The 21973-nt window shown below is 66.7% G+C and carries 25 protein-coding genes; 8 read left to right on the top strand and 17 right to left on the bottom strand.

Translation table 11 applies throughout. The features are described 5' to 3' along the window. Positions 1-42 precede the first annotated feature (42 nt). The 4 genes from ABZ827_RS16345 to ABZ827_RS16330 all read right to left on the bottom strand — a co-directional run bounded on the left by ABZ827_RS16345 (position 43) and on the right by ABZ827_RS16330 (position 4833). Positions 43-582, bottom strand: a complete 540-nt coding sequence (locus ABZ827_RS16345; RefSeq protein ID WP_357237587.1) for a methylated-DNA--[protein]-cysteine S-methyltransferase — start codon at positions 580-582, stop codon at positions 43-45. Then, positions 582-2120 carry an Ada metal-binding domain-containing protein gene (locus tag ABZ827_RS16340; protein ID WP_357237586.1) on the bottom strand — a complete coding sequence of 513 codons (1539 nt, stop codon included), beginning with the start codon at positions 2118-2120 and terminating at the stop codon, positions 582-584. Before ABZ827_RS16340 ends, ABZ827_RS16345 begins: the two co-directional genes overlap by 1 nt. 197 nt (positions 2121-2317) lie before the next feature. Next, on the bottom strand, positions 2318-2527 hold the full coding sequence (locus ABZ827_RS16335) for a YbdD/YjiX family protein (protein WP_357237585.1): 210 nt from the start codon (positions 2525-2527) through the stop codon (positions 2318-2320). Positions 2528-2571: 44 nt separating this feature from the next. Beyond that, a complete protein-coding gene (locus ABZ827_RS16330; RefSeq protein ID WP_357237584.1) occupies positions 2572-4833 on the bottom strand; it encodes a carbon starvation CstA family protein in 2262 nt (753 codons plus the stop codon). Between the two features lie 199 nt (positions 4834-5032). Here ABZ827_RS16330 and ABZ827_RS16325 point away from each other — a divergent pair, with 199 nt between their 5' ends. The 3 genes from ABZ827_RS16325 to ABZ827_RS16315 all read left to right on the top strand — a co-directional run bounded on the left by ABZ827_RS16325 (position 5033) and on the right by ABZ827_RS16315 (position 6385). Further along, positions 5033-5554, top strand: a complete 522-nt coding sequence (locus tag ABZ827_RS16325; RefSeq protein ID WP_357237583.1) for a pyridoxamine 5'-phosphate oxidase family protein — start codon at positions 5033-5035, stop codon at positions 5552-5554. A gap of 157 nt (positions 5555-5711) precedes the next feature. Then, a complete protein-coding gene (locus tag ABZ827_RS16320) occupies positions 5712-5936 on the top strand; it encodes a CopG family transcriptional regulator (RefSeq protein ID WP_357237582.1) in 225 nt (74 codons plus the stop codon). Beyond that, a complete protein-coding gene (locus tag ABZ827_RS16315; RefSeq protein WP_357237581.1) occupies positions 5933-6385 on the top strand; it encodes a PIN domain-containing protein in 453 nt (150 codons plus the stop codon). Before ABZ827_RS16320 ends, ABZ827_RS16315 begins: the two co-directional genes overlap by 4 nt. On the opposite strand, the gene ABZ827_RS16310 is transcribed toward ABZ827_RS16315, so the two are convergent. From ABZ827_RS16310 to ABZ827_RS16285, 6 genes are all read right to left on the bottom strand, one after another. Then, on the bottom strand, positions 6375-7634 hold the full coding sequence (locus ABZ827_RS16310) for a hypothetical protein (protein ID WP_357237580.1): 1260 nt from the start codon (positions 7632-7634) through the stop codon (positions 6375-6377). The two genes, ABZ827_RS16315 and ABZ827_RS16310, sit on opposite strands and share 11 nt — an antisense overlap. A 132-nt stretch (positions 7635-7766) precedes the next feature. Continuing rightward, positions 7767-8252 carry a hypothetical protein gene (locus tag ABZ827_RS16305; RefSeq protein ID WP_357237725.1) on the bottom strand — a complete coding sequence of 162 codons (486 nt, stop codon included), beginning with the start codon at positions 8250-8252 and terminating at the stop codon, positions 7767-7769. A 32-nt stretch (positions 8253-8284) separates the two neighbouring features. Continuing rightward, a complete protein-coding gene (locus ABZ827_RS16300; RefSeq protein WP_357237579.1) occupies positions 8285-9373 on the bottom strand; it encodes a MerR family transcriptional regulator in 1089 nt (362 codons plus the stop codon). 48 nt (positions 9374-9421) lie between these two features. Beyond that, positions 9422-9856, bottom strand: a complete 435-nt coding sequence (locus tag ABZ827_RS16295; RefSeq protein WP_357237578.1) for an ester cyclase — start codon at positions 9854-9856, stop codon at positions 9422-9424. 49 nt (positions 9857-9905) lie between these two features. Next, a complete protein-coding gene (locus ABZ827_RS16290; RefSeq protein WP_357237577.1) occupies positions 9906-10334 on the bottom strand; it encodes a VOC family protein in 429 nt (142 codons plus the stop codon). Positions 10335-10338: 4 nt separating this feature from the next. Further along, positions 10339-11181 (bottom strand): helix-turn-helix domain-containing protein, encoded by an 843-nt coding sequence (locus tag ABZ827_RS16285; protein ID WP_357237576.1) that lies wholly within the window; start codon positions 11179-11181, stop codon positions 10339-10341. 122 nt (positions 11182-11303) lie between these two features. Between ABZ827_RS16285 and ychF the strand changes: the two genes are divergently transcribed. Then, positions 11304-12383, top strand: a complete 1080-nt coding sequence (gene ychF, locus ABZ827_RS16280) for a redox-regulated ATPase YchF (protein ID WP_357237575.1) — start codon at positions 11304-11306, stop codon at positions 12381-12383. A gap of 87 nt (positions 12384-12470) precedes the next feature. Next, positions 12471-13559, top strand: coding sequence for a hypothetical protein (locus ABZ827_RS16275; protein ID WP_357237574.1), 1089 nt, complete (start codon positions 12471-12473; stop codon positions 13557-13559). 82 nt (positions 13560-13641) lie between these two features. Here the strand turns inward: ABZ827_RS16275 and ABZ827_RS16270 are convergent, their stop codons facing one another. Together ABZ827_RS16270 and ABZ827_RS16265 are read right to left on the bottom strand one after the other, a co-directional pair. Continuing rightward, complete coding sequence (locus ABZ827_RS16270; protein WP_357237573.1) at positions 13642-15255, bottom strand: FAD-binding oxidoreductase; 1614 nt, start codon at positions 15253-15255, stop codon at positions 13642-13644. 259 nt (positions 15256-15514) lie between these two features. Next, positions 15515-16099 carry a hypothetical protein gene (locus ABZ827_RS16265; protein WP_357237572.1) on the bottom strand — a complete coding sequence of 195 codons (585 nt, stop codon included), beginning with the start codon at positions 16097-16099 and terminating at the stop codon, positions 15515-15517. 484 nt (positions 16100-16583) lie between these two features. On the opposite strand from ABZ827_RS16265, the gene ABZ827_RS16260 reads away from it, so the two are divergent. Both ABZ827_RS16260 and ABZ827_RS16255 read left to right on the top strand, forming a co-directional pair. After that, complete coding sequence (locus ABZ827_RS16260; protein WP_357237571.1) at positions 16584-16835, top strand: type II toxin-antitoxin system VapB family antitoxin; 252 nt, start codon at positions 16584-16586, stop codon at positions 16833-16835. Further along, positions 16832-17248, top strand: a complete 417-nt coding sequence (locus ABZ827_RS16255) for a PIN domain nuclease (RefSeq protein WP_357237570.1) — start codon at positions 16832-16834, stop codon at positions 17246-17248. Before ABZ827_RS16260 ends, ABZ827_RS16255 begins: the two co-directional genes overlap by 4 nt. Before the next feature lie 117 nt (positions 17249-17365). Here the strand turns inward: ABZ827_RS16255 and ABZ827_RS16250 are convergent, their stop codons facing one another. After that, the gene (locus ABZ827_RS16250; RefSeq protein WP_357237569.1) at positions 17366-17950 is read right to left on the bottom strand and encodes a TetR family transcriptional regulator; all 585 of its coding nucleotides are present in this window, start codon (positions 17948-17950) and stop codon (positions 17366-17368) included. Between the two features lie 61 nt (positions 17951-18011). Here ABZ827_RS16250 and ABZ827_RS16245 point away from each other — a divergent pair, with 61 nt between their 5' ends. Next, positions 18012-18821, top strand: coding sequence for an SDR family oxidoreductase (locus ABZ827_RS16245; RefSeq protein WP_357237568.1), 810 nt, complete (start codon positions 18012-18014; stop codon positions 18819-18821). Positions 18822-18870: 49 nt separating this feature from the next. Here ABZ827_RS16245 and ABZ827_RS16240 read toward each other — a convergent pair whose 3' ends face one another. From ABZ827_RS16240 to ABZ827_RS16225, 4 genes are all read right to left on the bottom strand, one after another. Next, a complete protein-coding gene (locus tag ABZ827_RS16240) occupies positions 18871-19371 on the bottom strand; it encodes a polyketide cyclase (protein ID WP_357237567.1) in 501 nt (166 codons plus the stop codon). Between the two features lie 88 nt (positions 19372-19459). After that, on the bottom strand, positions 19460-20023 hold the full coding sequence (locus ABZ827_RS16235; protein WP_357237566.1) for a hemerythrin domain-containing protein: 564 nt from the start codon (positions 20021-20023) through the stop codon (positions 19460-19462). Between the two features lie 263 nt (positions 20024-20286). Further along, complete coding sequence (locus ABZ827_RS16230) at positions 20287-20838, bottom strand: dihydrofolate reductase family protein (protein WP_357237565.1); 552 nt, start codon at positions 20836-20838, stop codon at positions 20287-20289. A 152-nt stretch (positions 20839-20990) separates the two neighbouring features. Further along, positions 20991-21947 carry a helix-turn-helix domain-containing protein gene (locus tag ABZ827_RS16225; protein ID WP_357237564.1) on the bottom strand — a complete coding sequence of 319 codons (957 nt, stop codon included), beginning with the start codon at positions 21945-21947 and terminating at the stop codon, positions 20991-20993. Positions 21948-21973: the final 26 nt, after the last annotated feature.

The following is a 21973-nucleotide window of genomic DNA, read 5'->3' as shown; positions in this document are numbered from 1 at the left end:
CCGGAACTGCCGGGCCGCGATCGACAGAGTCCGATTCAGGGCTCAGCCGGCCGACTCGTGGTCGAGCAGCCACCGTTTGGCGGGCAGACCCCAGCGGAAGCCACCGAGACTGCCGTCGGTCCGGAGCACCCGGTGGCACGGGACGAAAAGCGCCGCGGCATTGCGGGCGCAGGCACCGGCGGCGGCGCGGGTGGCCGCCGGGCGTCCGGCGCGGGCGGCGAAGGCCGTGTACGAGATGGGGTTCCCGGCCCGCACCGTGCGTAGCACCTCCCATGCGTGACCGAGGAATTCACCCGACCGCTGCCGCACCACCACGGTGTCGATCGCGGTGAGGTCACCACGGTGGTAGTCGGTGACGGCGGCGGTCACCGCGCCGAGTTCGGTGCGAGTCCGCAGCTCGCCGGGGCGCAGAGTGGGGTGGATCAGGGCGTGGAGCTCGTCCGGCGTGGCTGTCCAGCCGGAAGCCAGGACCGCTCCGTCCGATGCGACGATCGTGGTGAACGGGCCGAGTGGGGTGTCGACGGTCGCGAAATCGGCTGTGCCGGTGTGTGTTACGTCCGGTGTGGCAGAGGGTGCGGTCATCATCGGGTACTCACTTTCGCTTCGGTATCGGCGGTTTTCGCGATCGCCGGCCCGCTCCCGGTCCGGGTACGCAGTTCGGATCGCCACAGCTGCATGGACAGGTACGAACGCCACGGCGACCAGCGGGAGCTGTCGGCAAGATCGATTCCGTGCCGGGCGGCACCCCGGCGGACCACGAGATCGGTGGTCAGCAGAATGTCGGGGTCGGCGAGCAGCCGCATCGTCACATAGTCGGCGGTCCACGGACCGACCCCCGCGAGTGCCAAGAGGTCCCGCCGGAGTTCGGCTGCTGTCCGGCCCTGATGCAGGATCAGATCACCGGAGGCCAGCCAGGCCGCGGCGGCGGTGATCGACCGTACGCGCTGGACCGGGCCGGTCAAAACCTCCGGACCGTGCTCGGCGATCGCCGCGGAGGTAGGGAAGAGTCGCGGTACCGGCCCGTCGGTGGGTTCGCCGAGCGCCGCGACGAGGCGGGCGGTATGGGTGTTCGCCGCCGCGACCGAGATCTGCTGTCCGATCATGGTGCGCAGCAACAGTTCCGGGCCGTCGGCGCAGCCCGGCACCCGTATTCCCGGGACGAATACGCCGTCCGCGGGCGAGGTGGACGCATTGCCGTGGCCCAGAAGTGCTTCGTCGATCGCGACCGGGTCGGCGTCCAGATCCAGCAGATGCCGGATCCGGGCCACCGTCGGCGCGAGATCGCGCATATCACGCAGGGTCAGCTCCGCGCGGACATGGCCGGGCAGCACAGTGAGCCGGATCCCGGCGTGACCGTACGGCGTGCGGAGATTGCGGACGTAGGAGCCTGCCGCGCCGGGCGAGGTCTCCCATAGTTCGAGGCCGGGGGTCGCGTGGGCGGCCAGGAACCATTCGAGCCAGTCGCTGTCCAGTGGCGCGCGGTAGGGCAGGCGCAGGGTGAGGGTTCCGTTGGCGGCCGGCGCCGTCCGGCTGTTCGCCCGTTGCGCCTCCGTCCGCATTGTGCTGGGGCTGACGGCGAACACTTCGCGCACCGTGTCGTTGAACTGGCGGATACTCGCGAAACCCGCGGCGAAGGCGATATCCGACATGGGCATGGCCGTGGTCTGGATGAGCAGCCGTGCCGTATGGGCCCGATGGGCGCGTGCCAGGGCCAGTGGGCCGGCCCCGAGCTCGTTGGTGAGCACCCGGGTGATCTGGCGCTGCGAATACCCGAGTGACGCCGCCAGGGCCGATACCCCGCCGCGTTCCACCACACCGTCGCCGATGAGCCGCATGGCCCGGGACGCCAGATCCGCCCGGGTGTTCCACAGCGGCGAGCCGGGGGCGGCGTCGGGGAGACAACGCCGGCAGGCCCGGTAACCGGCCTGCTGTGCCGCGGCCGCCGTCGGCAGGAAACTCACGTTCACGCGTTTCGGGGTGATCGCCGGGCACGACGGCCGGCAATAGATTCCGGTGGTCCGGACCGCGGTGTAGAACTGCCCGTCGAAACGGGAATCCCGCGCGGTGACCGCGCGGTAGCAGCGTTCGAAATCCAGGGCCGTGATGTTCACCTGGTTCACGATGTCAGGTCGGGCGAGCCGAAGCTAGCGGAAAACAGACATCGGAGCCGAGTGTCGGGCGGATGGGAAAACGCCTGGTTGCCGGGCATCGGGGCGATCGGTACTCCGGTGTCTCCCGGCCGGCCGCTGGGCACAAACGGCCGGACGGCCGGCTGCCCGGACCCGCAGGTCCGGTGCAGACGGCCGGTGCCGGCATCTCAGCAGCAGCGTGCGCCGGGGTTGCGTTCCGCGTCGGCGTACCGTTCGCGCCAGTACGCCCCCTTGTCGGCGATCGGCCGTCCGGGATGCGTCCGGCGCATATGGGCGACATACCGCTGGTAGTCCTGTCCGCCGAGTACGGAGTCCAGGTACCAGAGAACCGCACGCACCCCCCGGACCAGCGCCGCCGGGATCGCCCGCCACGGCACGCCGCCCCGCGTACCGCCCGGACTATCCGGCGCGGCGCGGCGAATCAACCGCGGACCTCGGCGTGGGCCGATCCGGGCACCGCGGCCTCACCCTTGGCGATCAGTTCGTCCCACTGCTTCTGCACCTCTTTCTCCTCCGAGGTCATGAGGAAGCCGCGCGGCGCGAAGATCTTCGACGGCTCCTCCGGCGATTCGGTGGTCGAGATACCCCCGGACTTCCAGGCCCGGTAGGACACCCAGGCACCCGCCACCACGACGATCAGCACCAGAACCGCGAAGACGATCGAGAGCGTGCCCTGGATGAACGTATTGCGCACCACCGCGTCCACGTCCTCCGGAGTTTTGGCGGTCAGGCAGAGGTCGCCGGCGTCGCGGGCGGCGCGGCAGATGCTGTTCTGCTTCCAATACCCCACCTTCGGGTCGGCGGAGAAGATCTTCTGCCAGGACGCGGTCATCGTGACGACCAGGTCGAAGGCGAGCGCGATACCCGGGATCCAGGCCCACTTCGTGAGGCCCTTCTTCACCAGGATGGTGAGCACCACCACGAGCGCGATAGCCGCCAGCAGCTGATTGGCGATACCGAACAGCGGGAACAGTGCGTTGATCCCGCCCAGCGGGTCGGTGACGCCCATCAGCAGGATCGAACCCCAGGCGGCCACCACGATCGCCGAGCACAGCCAGGCTCCCACCCGCCAGGACGGATCGGAGAACTTACGCGCCGGACCCCGCAGGTTGCCCAGTGAATCCGAGAGCATGAACCGCGCGACGCGAGTGCCCGCATCGATCGTGGTGAGGATGAACAGCGCCTCGAACATGATCGCGAAGTGATACCAGAACGACTTCATCCCGGCGCCGCCGAGGAATCCGGAGAACACCTCGGAGATACCGATCGCCAGCGTCGGCGCGCCACCGGTGCGGGAGATGATCGACTCCTCACCGACATCGACCGCGGCCTGGTCCAGTGCGGCGCCCGAGGTGGGCGGGCCGGACAGGCCCAGGCTGTTCGTGTACGCCGCGGCGGTATCCGCCGTACCGCCGGTCGCGCCGGCCGGCGCGTTCATGGCGAAGTACAGGTGCTGGTCGATGATCGTGGCGGTGATGATCGCCATCACCGCGACGAACGACTCCATCAGCATGCCGCCGTAGCCGATCATCTTGGCGTGCGATTCCTTCTCCAGCAGTTTGGGCGTCGTCCCCGACGACACCAATGCGTGGAAACCGGACAGCGCACCACAGGCGATGGTGATGAACAGGAACGGGAACAGGCTGCCCGCGAAGGCCGGCCCGGTACCCGAGGTGGCGAATTTCGAGATCGCGGGCGCTTCCAGCATCGGCATCGTGACGAGGATGCCGACGGCCAGCAGACCGATGGTGCCGATCTTCATGAAGGTCGACAGGTAGTCGCGCGGTGCCAGCAGCAACCAGACGGGCAGTACCGAGGCCACGAAGCCGTAGCCGATCAGCATCCAGGAGATGGTGACCGGGGAGAAGGTGAACCAGCCGGCCCAGGTCTCGTTCTCGTTGACCCAGCCGCCCGCGATGATCGCCAGGATCAGCAGTACGAAACCGATCCCCGAGATCTCACCCACCGCGCCCGGGCGCAGATACCGCAGGTACACGCCCATGAACAGGGCGATGGGAATGGTCATCGCGATGGAGAAAACACCCCACGGGCTTTCCGCGAGCGCATTGACCACGACCAGTGCGAGCACCGCCAGCAGGATCATCATGATCACCAGCACGCCGATGATCGCCGCGATACCGCCGATCGCCCCGAGTTCGTCGCGCGCCATCTGCCCGAGGCTGCGGCCGCGCCGTTTCATCGACACCCACAGCACCAGGTAGTCCTGGACCGCGCCGGCGAATACGACGCCGACGATGATCCAGATCGTGCCGGGCAGATAACCCATCTGCGCCGCCAGCACCGGCCCGACCAGTGGCCCCGCACCCGCGATGGCCGCGAAATGATGCCCGAACAGCACCCGCCGGTCCATCGGCATGAAGTCCTTGCCGTTGTCCATGATCTCGGCGGGTGTCGCGACGTCGTCGCGCGGTTTCACGACCTTGTATTCGATCAGCCGGGCATAGAACCGGTAGGCGATGATGTAGGTGCAGACCGCGGCGATCACGATCCATACGGCGTTCACGGATTCACCGCGTGCGATCGCGAGAATCGTCCAGGCCACCGCGCCGAGCAGCGCGATGGCCGCGAAGATCGCCTTCTTGGCAGGGGTGATCGGGGAACGATCGACCACACCCACCGGTGGTCGGTCCGGGTCGGTCTTCAGGTATTCGATTGTCCCCATCGGGCAACTCCTGTACTGCGAGCGGGCACCTGTCATATGAACGTAACCGATCGATACCGGGTGGCCGGACGATTGCGATGAACGGTCGTTGTGGCGCGCCGAGTGGCCATCCGGCCCCGGCGGGCAAGCGGGCGCGAACACTTCGGATCGAGCAATTTCGGTCAACCGCGGCGGGCCCGGGCGCGCATACGGTGGTGCAATGCGCGAAACGCCGGAAGAACTCACCGAACTGCAAGCCCTGCTCGATGCGTCCCTCGCCCGCTCCACCACACATCTGCGCTCGATCATCGATACCGACCGCACCTTGACCGCGGAACAGCTCACCGCGGTCCTCACCGGTATGCGCGTGCTGGCGCTGTCCACCGTGACCGCTCAGGGTGAACCGCGGATCAGCGCCGTGGACGGTCATTTCCTGCACGGCCGGTGGTATTTCGGCACGGCGCGCACTGCCGCCAAGGCCCGCCACCTCGCCGCTCGTCCGGGTGCCAGCGTCGCGCATCTGAACGGTGAGGAGCTGGGTGTGTTCACGCACGGCACGGTGGAGGAGGTGAATCCGGAGACCGGTGAGCCGGACGCGGAGTGGCCGGAGCTGCTCGCCTACTTCAAGGATCTCTACGGCGAAGACGCCTTCGACTGGGACAGCGAGGTGGTCTTCTACCGGTTGCGCCCGCAGTGGATGACCGTCTACGCCCCCGACCTCACGAAACTCGCCACGGAGTGACCACGCCACGAACCGCCGCCGATCTGTCCTTCGCGGACATAGGTACCGGTGACCCCGGCCCTGGGATGGCACCGCTGTATCTGTCGCGAGAGAAGGCTCCCGTGGCGATCGATTCAGGTAGAGCCTGAGCACGGTATCTATCTTGGTATCATTGGGTATGGCCTGGACGATGCGGCTGCCGGACGGCGAAGAACATGCGCTGAATGCGCAGGCTGAAGCCGAGGGGCGCTCCAAACATGAGATCACTCGCGACGCGGTGCGTGCCTACCTGCTACGCCACCGCCGATGGGACACGCCCCTGCTGAACGATGAGGAAACGTTCGATCTCGGTGGGCCGATCGGCAAAGACGATATCCATAACGCCATGAACAAGTCGGCGTGATCGCTATCGCCGATACCTCCGGTCTACTCGCCTTGTTCAATCGCTCGGATCCCGAACATTTCGCCGCGCGCCGAGCGGCCGACGCGGCGAGCGCGATCGTGGTGAGTCCGCTGGCGCTGACCGAGGTGCACCATGTGGCGAGTATCCGAGCTGATCGCCGGGCCGCGGACGGTATTTTGCGACTGGTGGCCGACCGGGTGGCGTCGAGTCGCTTTGTCCTTCCCCCGGTCGATGCACGCACCATCCGTACAGCTGTCGAGGTCCGGGCTCGTTACGCCACGATGAACCTCGATCTGGTCGATGCCATGTGTGTTTGTCTGGCGGACGAATTCGATACCGATGCGGTCCTTACGCTCGACCGCCGTGACTTCCGCGCACTGCGGCCGCTGACCGGATACGCCGCCTTCCAGCTCCTGCCCGACGATCTGGACAGGGGCGTCAAGCGATAACAGATTCGCCGGAATCAGCGGGCAGGTGGTTCGGCGCAGGGCGTTGATCCGGGCGTACTCGCCGGACAAGTGCGCGGAATACCGGAAACCAGAGCAGGATCAGGACTATCAGGGTGAGCGCGTGCCAGGGAACCCGCCACCACCACGGGGCCACCGGTGGGAACGATGGTCCGATGGTGGAGCTCGGCGCGGCGAAGGACCAGGCCAGGAAAGCATCGCCGATGGGGAGCACGCCGAAGGCGTAGCGTTTGGAATCACCCAGCCGGATCGGTACACCGAGACCTTCGCCGAGGCCGGTGAGCGGGTCGGCGAGTGATCGGTCGCCGTGCACCCGGGCCGCACCGAGGGCGACCACCGTGGCCGAGGCGCTGACACCGAGCAGAAGTGGTCCGGAATCCACATCACCCGCACCGTCGTGGCCGTGCGGATACTCCCGCACTCCCGTCAGGCCGAGCGGGGTATCGACGAACCGCCGGCGGAATTCGCTGTACTGCTGGTCCGCCCATACGGGATCTATTTCGGGCAGGAACCGCTGGATCAGCGATTGCGACGAGCCACGCGCACCCTCCGTCGAGGGTTTCGCCAGATGCGGCAGCAGACCTGTCGCCGGGTCGAGCTGCGCGCGAGCCGATATCAGCCATTCGGTGATAACCGGTTCGAAATGTGCGCCGAGAAGCCGATCGTGCAGTTTCAGCGCGGCCACCGCGACAACGCTGTCGACCGGCCAGGCCTGACCCGGATACGCCGGAAGGAACGGCCCGTCTGTACGGAACGCGGCCGCCAGTGCCTCGCAATCGGCGATGAACCGCGCCGTCTCCGGTGCGCCGGCGCCGGCGAGTTCGATCACGGCCCCGCGCAACCGGCTCGACCAGCCGGTGTAGAAGACCCCGTATGCCGGGCGCAGGCTTGCGTCGAAAACCTCTCGCCCCGAGGCGGATTCCAATCGATCCAATGCCCAGCGCGCTTCGCGGAGGGCCTCGTCCCGATAGGCGGCGTCACCGCGCGCGATATCGGTCCACGCCAGCCCGTACAGGGCGTGCGAGAAGTAATACCCCTCCGGGAACATGTCCTGCATCTCCGGCCCGAGCCCCGATCCCAGTTCCGAACGGAGAAAATGTAATTGGGCGATCACATCGGTGCGCGGCTGCTCATCCCTGTACAACCGGACCTGCGGGACGAGGAGCAGCAGCGTGAGCACGGCTGCGACGGCGATATAGCTCGCCTTCGAGGCGGCCCGGAAGGAGAACACATACCGACCCTAGATAAATCGGTAGCCGGCTGCCCGCCTACGGATTCGATAGCCGTCCGGTGGCCCGAAGTCTCAGTCCGGTAATGAAATCAGGCCGGGAGAGTCACACACCACCACACGGGCGGAATCGCGTCACCCTTCGGAGCCGGTCGGCCCCGGCGCACTCGGGCGGCGCTCGGTGGACTGCCGGTCGATCGCGTCGGCGACCTCGTCGAGTGCTGTGCGGATCATCGCGCCGTAGGTGTCATCGGGCAGGGCGTGCAGGTGTTTGCGTGCGGCGGTGAGCTGTTCGCCGGCGGCGGCCCACGACCCCAGCCGCCGGTAGTTATCGGCCAGATTGAGGTGCAGCGAGGGATAGAAACCCGCGACCCGCAGGTTCGAGTGATGCCGCTGGACCCGGTCGTCGCTGAGGGCGTCGGCGGCGTCGAGAGCGCGGATATCCCAGGTCAGGGCCCGGGCGGGGTCGTCGTAGAGGTCGGCCAGGTAGTGGGCGAGGGTACAGCGGTGAAATGGGTCGCCGGCGGTGCCGATCTCGTTCCAGATCGTCAGCAGCCGGGTGCGGGCGGTTCCGATATCGCCGGACCGGCCGAGCATCACGGCCTCGGTGATCGCGTTCATGGTGGTGTCGGGGGACAACTGGTCGGTGGAGGTCAACGTGGGGATCCGTTCTCTGCGTCGATAACCGCGGGGTCGGCCGGCATGGCCAGGGTGGTGAGGTCGCCGTTGTCCGCGGACCGGACGACCACCGGGTCCTGCGGGCCGCCGATATCCAGCCGGACATCGGGTCCGATAGCGGTCGCCACGGCCGGATGCAGGGTGGTGAAACCGAAGACGAGATCGCCGGGCGGTCCGGTGACCAGCGCGGACAGGTCGGTTCCGGGGTGATCCGCGCCGCCCGAGACGGCCAGCGTGCCCGGCGAGACCGTGAGGCGGAGATAGCGCGCCCGCTGCTGTTCCAGCGCGCGCATCAGGTCGTGTTTCGACACCACCACATGGGTGCGGGCCGTGGGGAGCGAGGCCAGCAGCGAGCGGTGATCCGGGAAGGGTTCGGTCAGCGTCCGGCAAGTGCGCACGCCCCCGTCGGCCGAACGGAATCGGATGCTGTTCTCCCCGGCCTCGAGGTCCACGAGGTGGGCCCGGCGGATCTCCTGTAGTGCCCCGCTCAGATCGGTGCCGTCCACGGTCGCGGCCCATTCGGACGACCCGGCCTGTTCGGGCACCACTGTGCGGGTGGACAAACGGTACCGGTCGGTGGCGGTGAGGGTCAGCGATTCGGCGGTCGCCTCGAGCCGGACCCCGGCGAGTACGGGCAGGTCGGGGTCGGTTCCCGTTGCGGCGAGTATCTGTTCGACCGCCGCCGCGAGCACCGGCCCGCGCACCGTCGCCACCAGCCATCCGGAGGGTTCGCCCAGGGCGGCTTTCACGATCTCGGCGGTCCGCCGCGCCTGCTGCGTGCGCTCGACCAGCCGCGCCATATGATCGTCGATCAGCTGAGCCGCATCGTGCGCGTCGGCCGCGAGGACCCGGGCGATACCGTCCAGTGGCATATCGATATCCCGCAACCGGCGGATGGTCACCGCTCGCGCCACCTGGGCGGGAGCGTAGTAGCGGTAGCCGGTGGTCTCGTCGACTCCGGCCGGCGCGAGTAGACCGGAGTCGTCGTAGAAGCGCAGCGCGCTGGCGGTGATACCGCAGGAGCGGGCGAACGCACCGATGGTGATCAGGTCGTATTCGGGCACTCGCTCATCATCGGGCTTCGAGCAACGTGAAGGTCAAGACGAGCCCGATCACCCCAGCGCGTCCAGTTGCCGCATCAGGAACAGGTCGGCACCGTGCGGCCAGTATTCGGCGAGCCTGTTGTCCGCGACGCGGAACAGGTCCATTCCCGGATAGCGCACCCGGGTACCGGCCGGTGCTCCGATACCCGCCATTCCTCCGAGGTATCTCCCGGTGAACTCCCACCGGGCCGCGATCCAGGGGCCGTCCACGATGGGCCCAGTGAGCAAGGTGACCGCGATATCGTCGAACATGGTCGAGGTCTCCTGGACCTTCCCGGCGATCGCCGCAGGGCCCACATAGTCTTGGCCGTCGCCCCAGTGGCCCACCGCGTCCGGGGCGAAGATCGCTTCGGCGAGCGCCGGCATCGTATCGGGATCCGAACTCCACAGTTCAGGGAGCCAGCTGCGGTAAAGAGTGTGCAGGGCGTTGTTGTCCACAGGCATCATTTCCTCTTCGTCAGTGTCCGGGCGCAGAGCCGAAATCCGGTCCGGATCACTGACCCCGGTATGTACCGAAACTCCAGTAGTTGCCTTCGGGGTCGGCGACGGTGAACCCACGCGACCCGTAATCCTCGTCCTTCATCCCGGCGATCGTTTCCGCGCCGGCGGCGGTGGCGCGTTCGTAGAGGGCGTCCGGTTCGGCGCAGACGACGTACACCGATTCGGTGCCCGGCGTGCGCCGTTCCGGCAGGCCACCGCCCTTGTCCGCGGTACCGAACATGATTCCGCCGCCCTCCGGCCAGCGCAGTTCGGCGTGCTCGATCACCGACGGATCGTCGTCCCGGGCATACATCGCCGTGAGCTCGAACCCGAACGCCCGAACCAGGAAGTCCGCGTTTGCGCGGGCATCCCGGAAAGCCAGGCAGGGCCAGACAGTCGGTGCGGGTGTGGTTGTCGTGGGGGTTTTCTCTGCTGAGGTCATGGTGTCAGCCTGGCTCTCCGGCGAACTCCGGGTCTTGGACGGATGGAATCTCCTCGGCCAGCCACTGTGTCGGGCTGCATCCGGCCAGCCGCGCGAACTCCCGATTGAGGTGCGGCTGGTCGTAGTATCCGCAGGCGGCGGCCACCTGGGCGATCGAGACGAACGACGGCGTGTTCAGCAGCATCTGTTTGGCCCGCTCGAACCGCGCGACCCGCGCCGCAACCTTCGGACTCAACCCGAACTCGCTGGTGAACCGTTTGGTGAGGTACTGCCGGCTCCACCCGATCCGCCCCGCCAGCGGTTCGATCCCGATCGTTCCGTGCGACCCCGCCACCGCCCGCCACGCCCAGGTCAGTTCCGGCCCCACCGCCCGCTCCGGCACCAGCAGCCGGGTGAGCACCCGATCGCAGGCCGCGAACCGCTGCGGCCAGCCGGAATGCTCCTGCAGTTCCTCCCACAGCTGCCGCCCGGGCGACCCGATGACATCGGAGAACTCGAGCGACGTACTCCACAGCTCGGCGGCCGGCAGTCCGAACAGCGCCCGGCACCCCATCGGTGTGAGCTTCACGGCGACACCTTCCTGGGTGCCGTCGTGCGCGATCATCGCCGGTGTGTCCTGGAGCCCGCCCAGCACACAGCGGTAGTTGTCCGGCGACTGGCGGGCGTCGGTCTGGCTGATCACGTCGATCACGGGCCCGATGGCCACGATGAACGTCATATGCCGTGAGGGCAGCCCGCGATGCAGGCCTGCCTCGAACCCGGTCATCCGATATCCGATGTACCCGTCGATGAAAGCGGCCAGTGCCGGGGCCGGGTGGGCCGTCACCACCTCAGAGGTCGGCTCCATATCCGTCACGCTACGCCGTCGCTGAGGCCACGGTGGTGGACCAGCGGCTTTGTCCCCGGCTCCCGCGCCCGTGGACGGCCGACCGTCGACCCGGCCGGTCTCCCGCGTAGACTCCAGTCCTCGTGAGTCTCACCCTCGGAATCGTCGGCCTGCCCAACGTCGGAAAATCGACGCTGTTCAACGCGCTGACCCGCAACGACGTACTCGCCGCGAACTACCCCTTCGCGACCATCGAGCCCAACGTCGGGGTGGTCCCGCTGCCCGACCCACGCCTGGACACGCTCGCCGGGATCTTCGATTCCGCCCGCATCGTCCCCGCCACCGTCTCCTTCGTCGATATCGCGGGCATTGTGAAGGGCGCCTCCGAGGGCGCCGGCCTCGGCAACAAATTCCTCGCCAACATCCGCGAAGCCGACGCCATCTGCCAGGTTGTCCGCGTCTTCGCCGACGACGATGTGGTCCACGTGGACGGCGAGGTGAACCCGTCCTCCGATATCGAGGTCATCGAAACCGAGCTCATCCTCGCCGACCTGCAGACCCTCGAGAAGGCAGTCGTCCGCCTGGAGAAGGAAGCCAAGGTAAAGAAGGACCGCAAGCCCTACGCGGACGCCGCGAAGCAGGCCCAGGAGATCCTCAACGGCGGGCGGACTCTGTTCCACGCGGCGAAGGAGATCGACGGTGAACTCCTGAAGGAACTGTCGCTGCTCACCACCAAGCCGTTCCTCTACGTCTTCAACGCCGACGAATCGGTGCTCACCGACGAAGCCAAGGTCGCCGAGCTGAAAGCTTCTGTGGCCCCGGCGGATTCGGTGTTCCTGGACGCCAAGGTCGAATCCGAGCTCCTCGAACTCGACGACGAATCCGCCGCCGAACTCCTCGAATCCATCGGCCAGACCGAACCCGGCCTGCACGCCCTGGCCCGCGCCGGCTTCCACACCCTGGGCCTGCAGACCTACCTCACCGCCGGCCCGAAAGAGGCCCGCGCCTGGACGATTCACCAGGGCGACACCGCGCCGAAGGCCGCCGGGGTCATCCACACCGATTTCGAGCGGGGTTTCATCAAGGCCGAAGTGGTTGCCTTCGACGATCTGGTCGAGGCCGGGTCGATGGCCGCGGCGAAGGCCGCGGGCAAGGTCCGGATGGAAGGCAAGGACTACGTCATGACCGACGGCGACGTAGTCGAGTTCAGATTCAACGTCTGACCCTGACCGAGAAATTAGGGAGCCCCAGGCGCATGAATTGCTTCAGAGGCGGCACTGGGGCGTTCTTGATCAGGATAGCATTCAGACGTGTCCGGGGACTATGTCGCAACAGATGTGTGGGATCTGCTGTCCGAGCACCGACTGGATCCGTTTCTGAAGGCGGCCGGGGGCGATCGCGATGCTGCGCTCGAGCTGTACGCGTGGTCCAGCCGCACCGCCGCCGTGTCGTTCGAAGTGGTCGGGCACCTCGAGGTGTTACTTCGGAACGCCTTGGACAGGGAACTGCGGACATACTTCGACGAGTCATCGATCGGCATCCCATGGTTTTTGATGCCGGTTCCTGACGGTGCCGACCTTTCCGAGGCCGTGGATGCGGTCAGGGCACGCCTACGGCCGATGAAGCGTGAGTCGCGCCACCAGATCGTGGCGGGGCTGAGCTTCGGGTTCTGGTCGGGTCTGCTGGGACGCAAATACGAACAGCTCTGGCGTGATTGTTTGCGCCGTGCATTTCCGAATTCGTCCGGGCAACGAAAGCAGCTTGCGGTAGCGGTCGAGGGTGTGCGGAAGTTCCGTAACCGACTTGCACACCACGACAGCCTACTGAACGTCGATGTTCCGTTTGAAATTCGACGGGTTATCGAAGTGGCATCCTTCATCGATTCTTCGGCTGCGAAGTGGTTGCAAGAAGTAAGTACCGCGATGGACCAGTATGCGCGACGTCCGATAGCAGTTGCGGATACCGCGGTTGTTGCTGCGAAAGATGCATGGCCTCTCTACCAGCATTGCAACGTCTACGTCTGTCAACCGGGCAGGTTCTTTCGTCCGGTCGAGCGGATCGCGTTCTATGTCGATTCCCACATTCAATCCGATATTCCGCGCATCCAGCACCGTCGCGACAATGTCGAATGGTCTGCGGCGTCGGCTGATCGGCTTCGTGAGTCTGTCGACGTGACGGACCGAAAAATTGCCCGCGCCATCGTTGAGTCCAGGTCGCTCGGCTGGATTGGGGGTTCCTATCAGGTATTTCTTCTTACTCACGCCGGTGACCCCGTGCATCGACAGTTGGTTCGCCCGCTACCTCACCGCGGAATCGGCCGAGGTTCTGCATTCACGCAGCGGCAGCGTTACGTTTCACTACACGCGCTCGAAGTGTCGACGAGCACAGCCGATCTTTGACCCGCCCCATGTGCGGTGGGGCCGGGGCGAAGTTGACGGGCAAGTCCAGAAAAGGAGGGCCCAGATCGTCAGTGCGCCGTAATTATGTGCGGACTGCGTCGCTGGTGATCAGGACGCCCGGGTTGAGGACGCCGGCTGGATCGAGTGCGCCCTTGGCAGCGGTCAGCGCCGCCGCGAACGGGTCCGGGCGCTGCCGGTCGTAGGCGGGCCGGTGGTCGCGGCCGACCGCATGATGGTGGGTGATGGTGCCGCCGTTGTCGATTATGGCCTGCGATACCGCGGCCTTGATCTCGTCCCATTGCGCGACGGTGCTGCCCCAGCGGCCCCCGGCGTAGATGCCGTAGTAGGGGGCCGGCCCGTCGGGATAGACGTGGGTGAACCGGCACGTCACCACCCCGGCCCCGCAGACCCGGGTGATGACCGCCCTGGCCGCCGCGGTCACGGCTTCATGGATATTCTCGAAGTTATCCCAGGTACAAGCTGTTTCGAAGGTTTCGACGATCATCGCGCGGCGAGCCAGCGCGTCGCGTTGGTAGGGCATCCGCAGGAACGACGACCGCCAAGCTTCGCCCGGTTCCGGCCCGCCTCCCGCTACCGCATCCTCGGTGGTGGTGTCCTTGCTGCGGCGGGCCCTGACGGTGCCGCCGTGCTCGGTGGCCAGTTCCACGGCCCGGTCGAGCCACGTGTCCACGGGATGGTCGGCGGACTCGAAGGCGACCAGTAGCAGCCCGCCGTCGACCGTCACCCCGGCGTTGATGAAAGCTTCGGCGGCGTCGAGGAGCCGGCAGTTCGACGGATACAGTCCGGCCTGCGCGATCGCCCGGGTGGCGGATACGGCGCGGTGGAAGTTGTCGAAGGTGATCGACGCGGTGACCTGCCAGACCGGCCGGTGCTGAAGCCGCATCCACGCCTCGGTGATCACGCCCAGAATGCCTTCGGAGCCGAGGAACAGCCGGTCCGGTGACGGCCCGGCGCCCGAACCGGGTAGCCGTCGCGAGTGGCTCACCCCCGCTGGGGTGACTACGCGCATCGACTCCGTTAGGTCGTCGATGTGCGTATAGAGCGTGGCGAAGTGCCCGCCCGCGCGGGTGGCCAGCCAGCCGCCGAGTGTGGAATAGCCGAACGACTGCGGGTAGTGGCGCAGGGTGAGTCCGTGCGGTCGCAGGTGGCTCTCCAGGGCGGGCCCGTAGATGCCGGCCTGAATACGTGCGGTACGGCTGGTGGGATCGATATCGAGTACCCGGTCCAGCCGGCCCAGGTCGAGCGATATCGCGGCGCCGTCGAAACGTGGCTCGACACCGCCGACCACCGAACTGCCGCCGCCATAGGGAATCACCGGCGTCGCGGTCGCCGAACACCAGTCCAGCAGATCGACAACGTCCTGTTCGGTGCCGGGGCGAGCGACCAGGTCCGGGACGTGTCCGACCTGACCGAGCAGATTGCGGACCACATCGCGGAACGCTTTCCCGCGCGCGTGCGACAGCCGGTCGACGGGGTCGTCGCTGCACAGGCCGGCCAGTGTTGCGGGTGGCCGGAGGCGGGCGGGCGCGACAGGAAGCGCTGCCGGGTCGGGCGGGGCGTGGTCGGTGAAGTCGTGGCCGGGCAACATCCCCGCGGTCCGCGCGACCAACTCGGCGACCTCGGACGGCGACAGTTCTTCGGCCGCGGCTCCCCAGCCCCACCATGACCGAGTCATGGTTGTCGTCCCTGGGTTTCGCTCACCATATTGATTATCCGGACGGCGGTCGGCGCACTCACCGCACCCCACCGACCATGTCGCAGGCTGCCTGTGCCGGGGCCGGTACAGGCGGTGGCTGCCGGCTGGGAGGGCCGATGTGCAGCTCTGGGTAGGCGCACTGATGTCTCTCGGCATGCCGGGTGGCAGCGTCCACTCGGCCGAGTTCGGGTTCGGCGTGTAGCCGCGTTCCGGTTCGACATCCGGTCGCGTGTTCGGTTCAGCGCCGACGCAGTCGCCAGGTGTTCACGTCGCACTGCTTGTCGGCGTTGTTTCCCGTCGCCACGACGGTTCCGTCGGCGAGGAGTCCGAGGGTATGCGTCGACCCCGCCGCGATCGCCGTGACACCGGTCCACGCTTGCACGTCGCACTGCCCGAAGCGATTGTCGCCGGCAGCGCGCACCTTTCCGTCTTCGCACAGCGCGACGGTGTGATAGCTGCCGGCCGAGATGCCGACAAGGTTTCGCCACTCGCCGATGTTGCATTGTCCGCGTTGATTGTTACCTGTGGCGACGGCTGTGCCACTGCGCTGGATCGCGACAGAGTGCCAGTCTCCACAAGAGACCGAGACGACTTCTCTCCATGCGCTCATCTCACACTGGCCTTCCGCGTTGCGCCCGGTGGCAACCACGGTGCCGTCTGTCCGGAGTCCGAGTGTTGTTCTCCATCCGGCGGCGACCGCGGTGATATCGCTCCATTCGGAGACGTCGGTCTGCCCGTCACGATTCCAGCCGGTAGCGATGACGGTTCCGTCGGCTCGAAGCCCGATGGTGTGTGATCGGCCGGTGTTGCGCGCGGAGTGCACGTTCCCGGCCGCGACCGCGATGACGCCTGACCAGGTCAGTACGTCGCACTCACCAGCTCGGCGTTGCCGGAGGCCACGGTGGTCCCGTCGTCGCGACACGCCACAGAGTGTCGTCGGCCGGCTGCCAGGACGGCGGCCACGTGCTCTCCTCGTGCTGAAGCCGGTGACCCGGCGCCCGGTGTAATCGGTGGTGCGGTTCAAACAGTACTGAGGCATACGGTGGCGGCGGCCTCATTCCACTCACTCTGGGTGAGATCACACGTCTCCTGGCACACTTGACCACCCCGGTCCCGAACCTCACTACAGCACTGCACTGGTCGACCTGGCGCAGATGACACCAGCACCAGGCGAAACAAGCTCACTACCAGCGCCGACCGCATCCCGTCGCCTAGAGGCAACCGCGGGCGAAAGCCCTGTGCTAATCGATATCATTTAAATGGCGGAGATGATATCGTGCGGAGCGGATGTGTGAGGAGGATGACCGATGGCCAGGACTGTCATAGATCTGGACGATGAGATCGTCGAGCAGGCGATGCGGGTGTACGGGGTGACGACCAAGGCTGCGGCAGTACGGGCGGCGATGGAGGAGGGGGTGAAGGTGCGGCTACGTCGGGAGCTGTTCGACGCCATCGACGAGGGTGAGTTCGAGGACACGTTCGCGGAGATCCGGTCGCAGACCGGGCCGCGGAAGCCGGATGGCTCGCTCGAGCGTGGGAACGGAGCCTCGGTGGCGTGAATGGACGCTACCTGATCGACAAGTCCGCGCTGGCCCGCCGACGCACACCAGCGGTGCGGCAGCGACTGGATGCGCTGGACCATGCGGGTCTCCTGGCGGTATGTGCCCCGACCGAGTACGAGATGCTGTACTCGGCGCGCGGTAAGCCCGAGGCGCTGCGTCTGCGTACCCTGCTACGTGGTTTCGACTATCTGCCCTGCAACGACGAGGAATTCGAGCGCGCGCTCGAGATCCAGGCGCTGGCATCGGCCGCCGGTTTTCACCGGGCACTGTCGCTGGCCGACGTCCTTATCGCGGCAACGGCCGAGCGGCACCGGGCCACGGTTCTGCACTACGACGGCGATTTCGACATGATCTCCTCGGTGAGTGGGTTGCAAGCCGAGTGGGTTGTCGAACCCGGCACTGCCGACTGATCGACGTAGCATTCGCGATCGACTCCTGCTATCCGGGCGAGAGATCGAAAGCGTTCTCGACCTGCGGTTTCGCTCTGCCGGTTGCCGGCACATTCTCGACCAGGATTCGGCTTGGTGTCAGCCCCGTACCGCCGCCACTGCCTCGTCGTAGAGTTCGGCGAGATCGTCGGCACCGTCCGATTCGATCCATGCTTCCGAGGCTGTATCGAGGCAGGAGAGTGCTGCCGCGACGATAGCGGTGGCGCGCAGTGTTGCCCGTTCGGCGGGTCCGTCGATCCGTGCTGCCAGCAACGGGACGAACATCTCCTGCCAGCGCAGCCGTTTCTCCATCAGTCGCGTCCGCAGCGACGGGGTGTCGAAGAGCATTTTTCCGAGCGCGAGGGCGGCGTCCATATCGGGGACTGTGGTTTCGCGGCTGGCGTGGAGGGCGGCCCGGAGGGCTTCCCACGGGGTTTCGCCGGCCGGCCGGGCGGCCAGTTCGTCGGCGATCACTTGCCCGCGGGCGATGAGGTCGCCGAGGACGATGTCCTCTTTGGTGCCGAAGTAGCGGAAGAAGGTGCGCCGGGAAACGCCGACCGCTGCCACGATGCGGTCGATGGGGGTCTCGTCGAAGCCGTCGGTCAGGAACATCTCCAGGGCGGTGCCGACGATTTCGTTCCGGACGGCCGCACGCTGGCGGTCCCACACGGTTTCCTTCGCCATGCCAGGAGCATATCGCGTGCCAATCTGGCACTTGGTGTCAACTTGGCCTACGATGCCAGGTATGTCGATTGTGTATGCCGATCAGACCGTGTTGATCACCGGGGCAAGCTCCGGAATCGGGCGGGAATTCGCCAGGGCGCTCGCCGCGCGTGGGGCGTCGGTGGTGCTGGTGGCCCGCCGGCACGACCTGCTGAACGAACTCGCCGCGGAGCTGCGGTCCGCGCACGGAGCGGCGGTCGAGGTGATTCCTTGCGATCTGGCGTCCCCGTCTACCGGTGCGGATCTGCGGGGCGCCGTCGCGGAGCGGAACGTGCGTATCACGAGCTTGATCAACAACGCGGGCTTCGGAACTTTCGGCCATTTCGGCGACGAGGACCCCGAACGGCTCGAGCGGGAAATCGCCGTGGATGTGTCCGCGCCCGTCCAGCTCACGTCCGCGTTCCTGCCGGATCTGCTCGCGGCGGGCAACGGGTTCCTGATCAATGTCGCGAGCATGGCCGCCTACGCGCCGACGCCGCGTATGGCTGTCTACGGCGCGTCGAAAGCGTTCGTACTCAACTTCACCGAGGCCTTGTGGTCGGAACTGCGTGGTCGTGGTGTCACGGTTTTCGCGTTGTCACCGGGAGCGACGGACACCGAGTTCAATACCGTCGTCGGCACCGACGACGCTACCGCGGGCGCCCGGATGCGATCGGCGGCCGAGGTGGTGGCGACAGCGCTGACGCATCTCGACCGCCGATCGCCGGGGCCGAGTGTCGTGGATGGAGTGGGTAATCGGCTCGCCGCGGCGATGAGCAAGCTGGTGAGCCGGCGGACCGCGGTCGTGCTGATGGATCGGTTGTCGGCCCCGGGCCGGCGGCGGCCGGCATGAGCGCTTATCGCTGAAAGCTCCGTGCCGGGTACGTCGCGTCGTTCGGCAGCTACCCGCGGGACTGTGTGGCGGGGGACGTCCGTGCGGCGAGTTCGGCCAGGTGGTGCAGTGAGTTGGTGAGATGCTCGGGGGCGAACGGCGGGAAGTGGAGGTATTCGCGGATGTATTGCGGTACCGCCGACCAGTCGTAGGTGAGCGTGACCTCGGTCTCGGACGGACCGAGCGGCTTCAGGTCGTAACGCCAGAACCAGCCGCCGAACTCCAGGTGGCCGTCGTCCTTCTCTTCCCCGGTCAGCCAGCTGATGGTGCGCGGCGGGTCGAACACCTGAACTTTGTTGGCCACTTGGTAACGACCGTTGGGGTGGTTGGGGTGGTACATGTCCATGCGGAAAATCTGTCCCGCCTCGGTCAGCGATGGGAGGTCGAGGGCTTCCTGGACCCAGCCGGTGCCGTCGATCGCGGAATGAGTCGCCGGGTCCGCCAGCACCCTGAACACCCGGGTGGCGGGTACGGCGAAAATCAGGGTGGCGCTCACGTTCTCCTCGGCCACGGTGCGCTCCTCGTCATCTCGGGCCCACAAGCCCGCGTGGGACGTTCCCACCATGGAGACGAGGCGGCGAGGCGGGACTCATCGGTGGTCAGGTCCGCTTCAGAGTTCCGACACTCAGCGATCCGTCGGCCCGCGTTTTCTTCTCGGCCGCGCGGACGTAGCCGGCGGGATCCTTATCGACGGACTGGACGCCGGCGTAGTTCCGCGCCTCGTACGCCGCGAAAGCGACGGCCAGCTGGTGGCGCCGCGGCAGCCCGGCCAAGCGGCGGAAGTCGGTGAGGCCCTCGCGCTCCTCCTCGGCCATATGATCGCTGTTGGCCGTGTTCGCCGCCGCGACGGCCGCGTACCAGCCCTCGGTGCCGACCTGATGCCGCGCCACGTCGGCGACGGCGTCTCTGATCTCGTTGTGGTCGTGGATGGCGTCGAGGGTCTCGTCCTGCACCGCGCCCGCCCGCCGGGCCGCGATACCCACCTGCAACAGCGCGGGGTAGAAGATCTCCTCCTCCGCCTGGGCGTGCAGTTCGAGAAATGCCGCCAACCTGCTCCAGATGGCGGAAAGCACGCCGGTATCCCTGCGATCGATCTCCTCCAGGATCGCGAACAGCCGCCGCTGCTCATGGTGGTCGTCGAGGATCAGCTGGGTGATATCCACAATTCCTCCCTGATACCGCGTTTCAGGTCAGTGCCGACGCCGGGCAGGCCTCTCCATCAGGACGACCGGCAGGCCGATCGGGGAGCCGACGATAACGCACCACCGAGCCGCTCCGCTGCCGACCCACCGACAGATCGGCGGCCATGCCGGTCATGGTCGCCCGGACCGCCGGCCGCGGAGAAGACCACGGACAAGCGTCCGCACTCGCTGTTCGCTCCTCCCGGTGCGAGACACAGAAGAGCCCGGCGGGTGACGCCGGACGGTCACGCCGCCGCGTAGGTCGACAGGACGACGCCGTTGCTGAAGGACGCCGACCCGATGTGGGTCAGCTGCGGGATTTCCAGGTTCTCCGGGAACAACCGCCGGCCGCGCCCCTGCACTGCCGGGTAGACGAAAAGCCGGTACTCGTCGACGAGCCCCGCCTCGATCAGGCTGTGTGTCAGCTGGATGCTTCCGGTTGCCACGATGTCCCTGCCGTCGCGTTCTTTCAGGTCGAGCACCTGTCCGCGCAGGTCGCCACCGGTGAGAACCGTAGAGTTCGCCCATTCCGGATCCGATATCGTCGAGGACACCACGTACTTGTCGACGGCATTGAGATAGCCGGTGATGCCGGTTGTGTCGTCGGTCTGCTGCGGCCAGTATCCGCGGAAGTCCTGGAACGTCCGGCGGCCCAGCAACATCGCATCGGCCTCCGCGTCTTGGCGGTGAGTCTCCTCGAGTAGGTCCGGGGTCTGGGCGGTCGGATCGAACCAGGATGTGAGCATTTCGATCGAACCGTCGAGCGTGATGTTCTGCGTGATGACCAGCTTGCGCATGGAGCTTCCTCTCGATCGTCTCGGAGCCTGCTTCATATGTGGACCCGGCGAACCGGCGGTATTCATCGCGGGCTGACAGGTTCGTGAGCGAGTCGCCGGTACGCCCCACGCCACAATCGGTGGGCTCATCCGCGCTGACCGCGTACTGCCGATCAATGGGGAACGTCGGTGTCCCCGCTTGCCGCGCGGCGCCACTTTCGCGCCCACTCCGCGGCGCGATGTCCAGTCGGCAGCGCGGCCACCGCGGCCCGCACTTCGTCCATCGCTCGTTCCTCATGGCCGAGCGTGCGAAGGACTCGAGCACGCTGGAGACCGAAGAAACCGGGCGTGTACCAGTAGCCTGCGTCCGGCAGCTCGATGTCTTCCGCCGATTCCGCTGCCTTGTCGGCGAGAACAAGGCAGCGTTCCGCGTCGGGTCGTTCGCCGGTGACCGCGTGAAGCCGTGCCCGCTGGAACCGTTCGAACGCTCCGATGAGCGGGTGGACTTTCTTCACCGATAGTGCCGCATCCGACAGGGTTGCCGCCTCGGCGTATCGACCCTGTTCGGCGTTCACGTACGCAGTGAACGACAAGCCATGTACCAGACGGTCGGTGTCGTGTGAGCGTTTCGCTAGGGTCACGGCCTTGGTCAGGCTGCGCCGCGCTGCTGTCTCCGCCCCGGTGGCGAACTCCAGCCATCCCCGGTACTGGTTGATTTCGGACGCCACTGCCGATGCTGATTCAGCCTTCGCCGTGCGGGCTCGAGCTGCGAAAGTCTCGGCCATGCCCGCCATGCCTTGTACAGCCAGAAGTACCGCCAGGGGCCCGGTCGCATCTTCGATCCGTCGTGTTGCCGCGAGCATTGTCGACACATCGGACAAGGTGTCGTTGTCGACGGCTGCCGGAGTTTTCGACAGGGCGATCAGCTTTTCCAGATCGGAACCCAGGGCAACCTCATAGGCAGCAACCACATTGGCGGGCGCAGCCCGTTTCCCGGACTCGATGAGCGATAAATAGGACGCGCTGTAATGCGTGCGGCGGGAGATTTCGCGCAATCCTATGCCGTCCGCTTCCCGTGCGGCGCGCAGTAGAGCCCCGGCTTGCATCAGACCTCCGCCCTTGGCAAACACCTGTCAACAGCGTATGCCTGTTCTCC

The organism is Nocardia sp. NPDC019395 (genome assembly GCF_040632335.1).
GTDB lineage: Bacteria > Actinomycetota > Actinomycetes > Mycobacteriales > Mycobacteriaceae > Nocardia.
The sequence above is the reverse complement of the archived record's forward strand: the minus strand, read 5'-3'. Positions and strand labels throughout refer to the sequence as shown.

What these genes read in the sequence shown, in the direction of transcription:
- ABZ827_RS16270 (WP_357237573.1), bottom strand. Translation starts at nt 15,255, where the DNA reads ATGACTCGGTCATGGTGGGGCTGGGGAGCCGCGGCCGAAGAACTGTCG.
- ABZ827_RS16285 (WP_357237576.1), bottom strand. Translation starts at nt 11,181, where the DNA reads ATGGAGCCGACCTCTGAGGTGGTGACGGCCCACCCGGCCCCGGCACTG.
- ABZ827_RS16295 (WP_357237578.1), bottom strand. Translation starts at nt 9,856, where the DNA reads ATGCCTGTGGACAACAACGCCCTGCACACTCTTTACCGCAGCTGGCTC.
- ABZ827_RS16330 (WP_357237584.1), bottom strand. Translation starts at nt 4,833, where the DNA reads ATGGGGACAATCGAATACCTGAAGACCGACCCGGACCGACCACCGGTG.
- ABZ827_RS16320 (WP_357237582.1), top strand. Translation starts at nt 5,712, where the DNA reads ATGGCCTGGACGATGCGGCTGCCGGACGGCGAAGAACATGCGCTGAAT.
- ABZ827_RS16245 (WP_357237568.1), top strand. Translation starts at nt 18,012, where the DNA reads ATGTCGATTGTGTATGCCGATCAGACCGTGTTGATCACCGGGGCAAGC.
- ABZ827_RS16290 (WP_357237577.1), bottom strand. Translation starts at nt 10,334, where the DNA reads ATGACCTCAGCAGAGAAAACCCCCACGACAACCACACCCGCACCGACT.
- ABZ827_RS16230 (WP_357237565.1), bottom strand. Translation starts at nt 20,838, where the DNA reads ATGCGCAAGCTGGTCATCACGCAGAACATCACGCTCGACGGTTCGATC.
- ABZ827_RS16260 (WP_357237571.1), top strand. Translation starts at nt 16,584, where the DNA reads ATGGCCAGGACTGTCATAGATCTGGACGATGAGATCGTCGAGCAGGCG.
- ABZ827_RS16325 (WP_357237583.1), top strand. Translation starts at nt 5,033, where the DNA reads ATGCGCGAAACGCCGGAAGAACTCACCGAACTGCAAGCCCTGCTCGAT.
- ABZ827_RS16250 (WP_357237569.1), bottom strand. Translation starts at nt 17,950, where the DNA reads ATGGCGAAGGAAACCGTGTGGGACCGCCAGCGTGCGGCCGTCCGGAAC.
- ABZ827_RS16305 (WP_357237725.1), bottom strand. Translation starts at nt 8,252, where the DNA reads ATGAACGCGATCACCGAGGCCGTGATGCTCGGCCGGTCCGGCGATATC.
- ABZ827_RS16345 (WP_357237587.1), bottom strand. Translation starts at nt 582, where the DNA reads ATGACCGCACCCTCTGCCACACCGGACGTAACACACACCGGCACAGCC.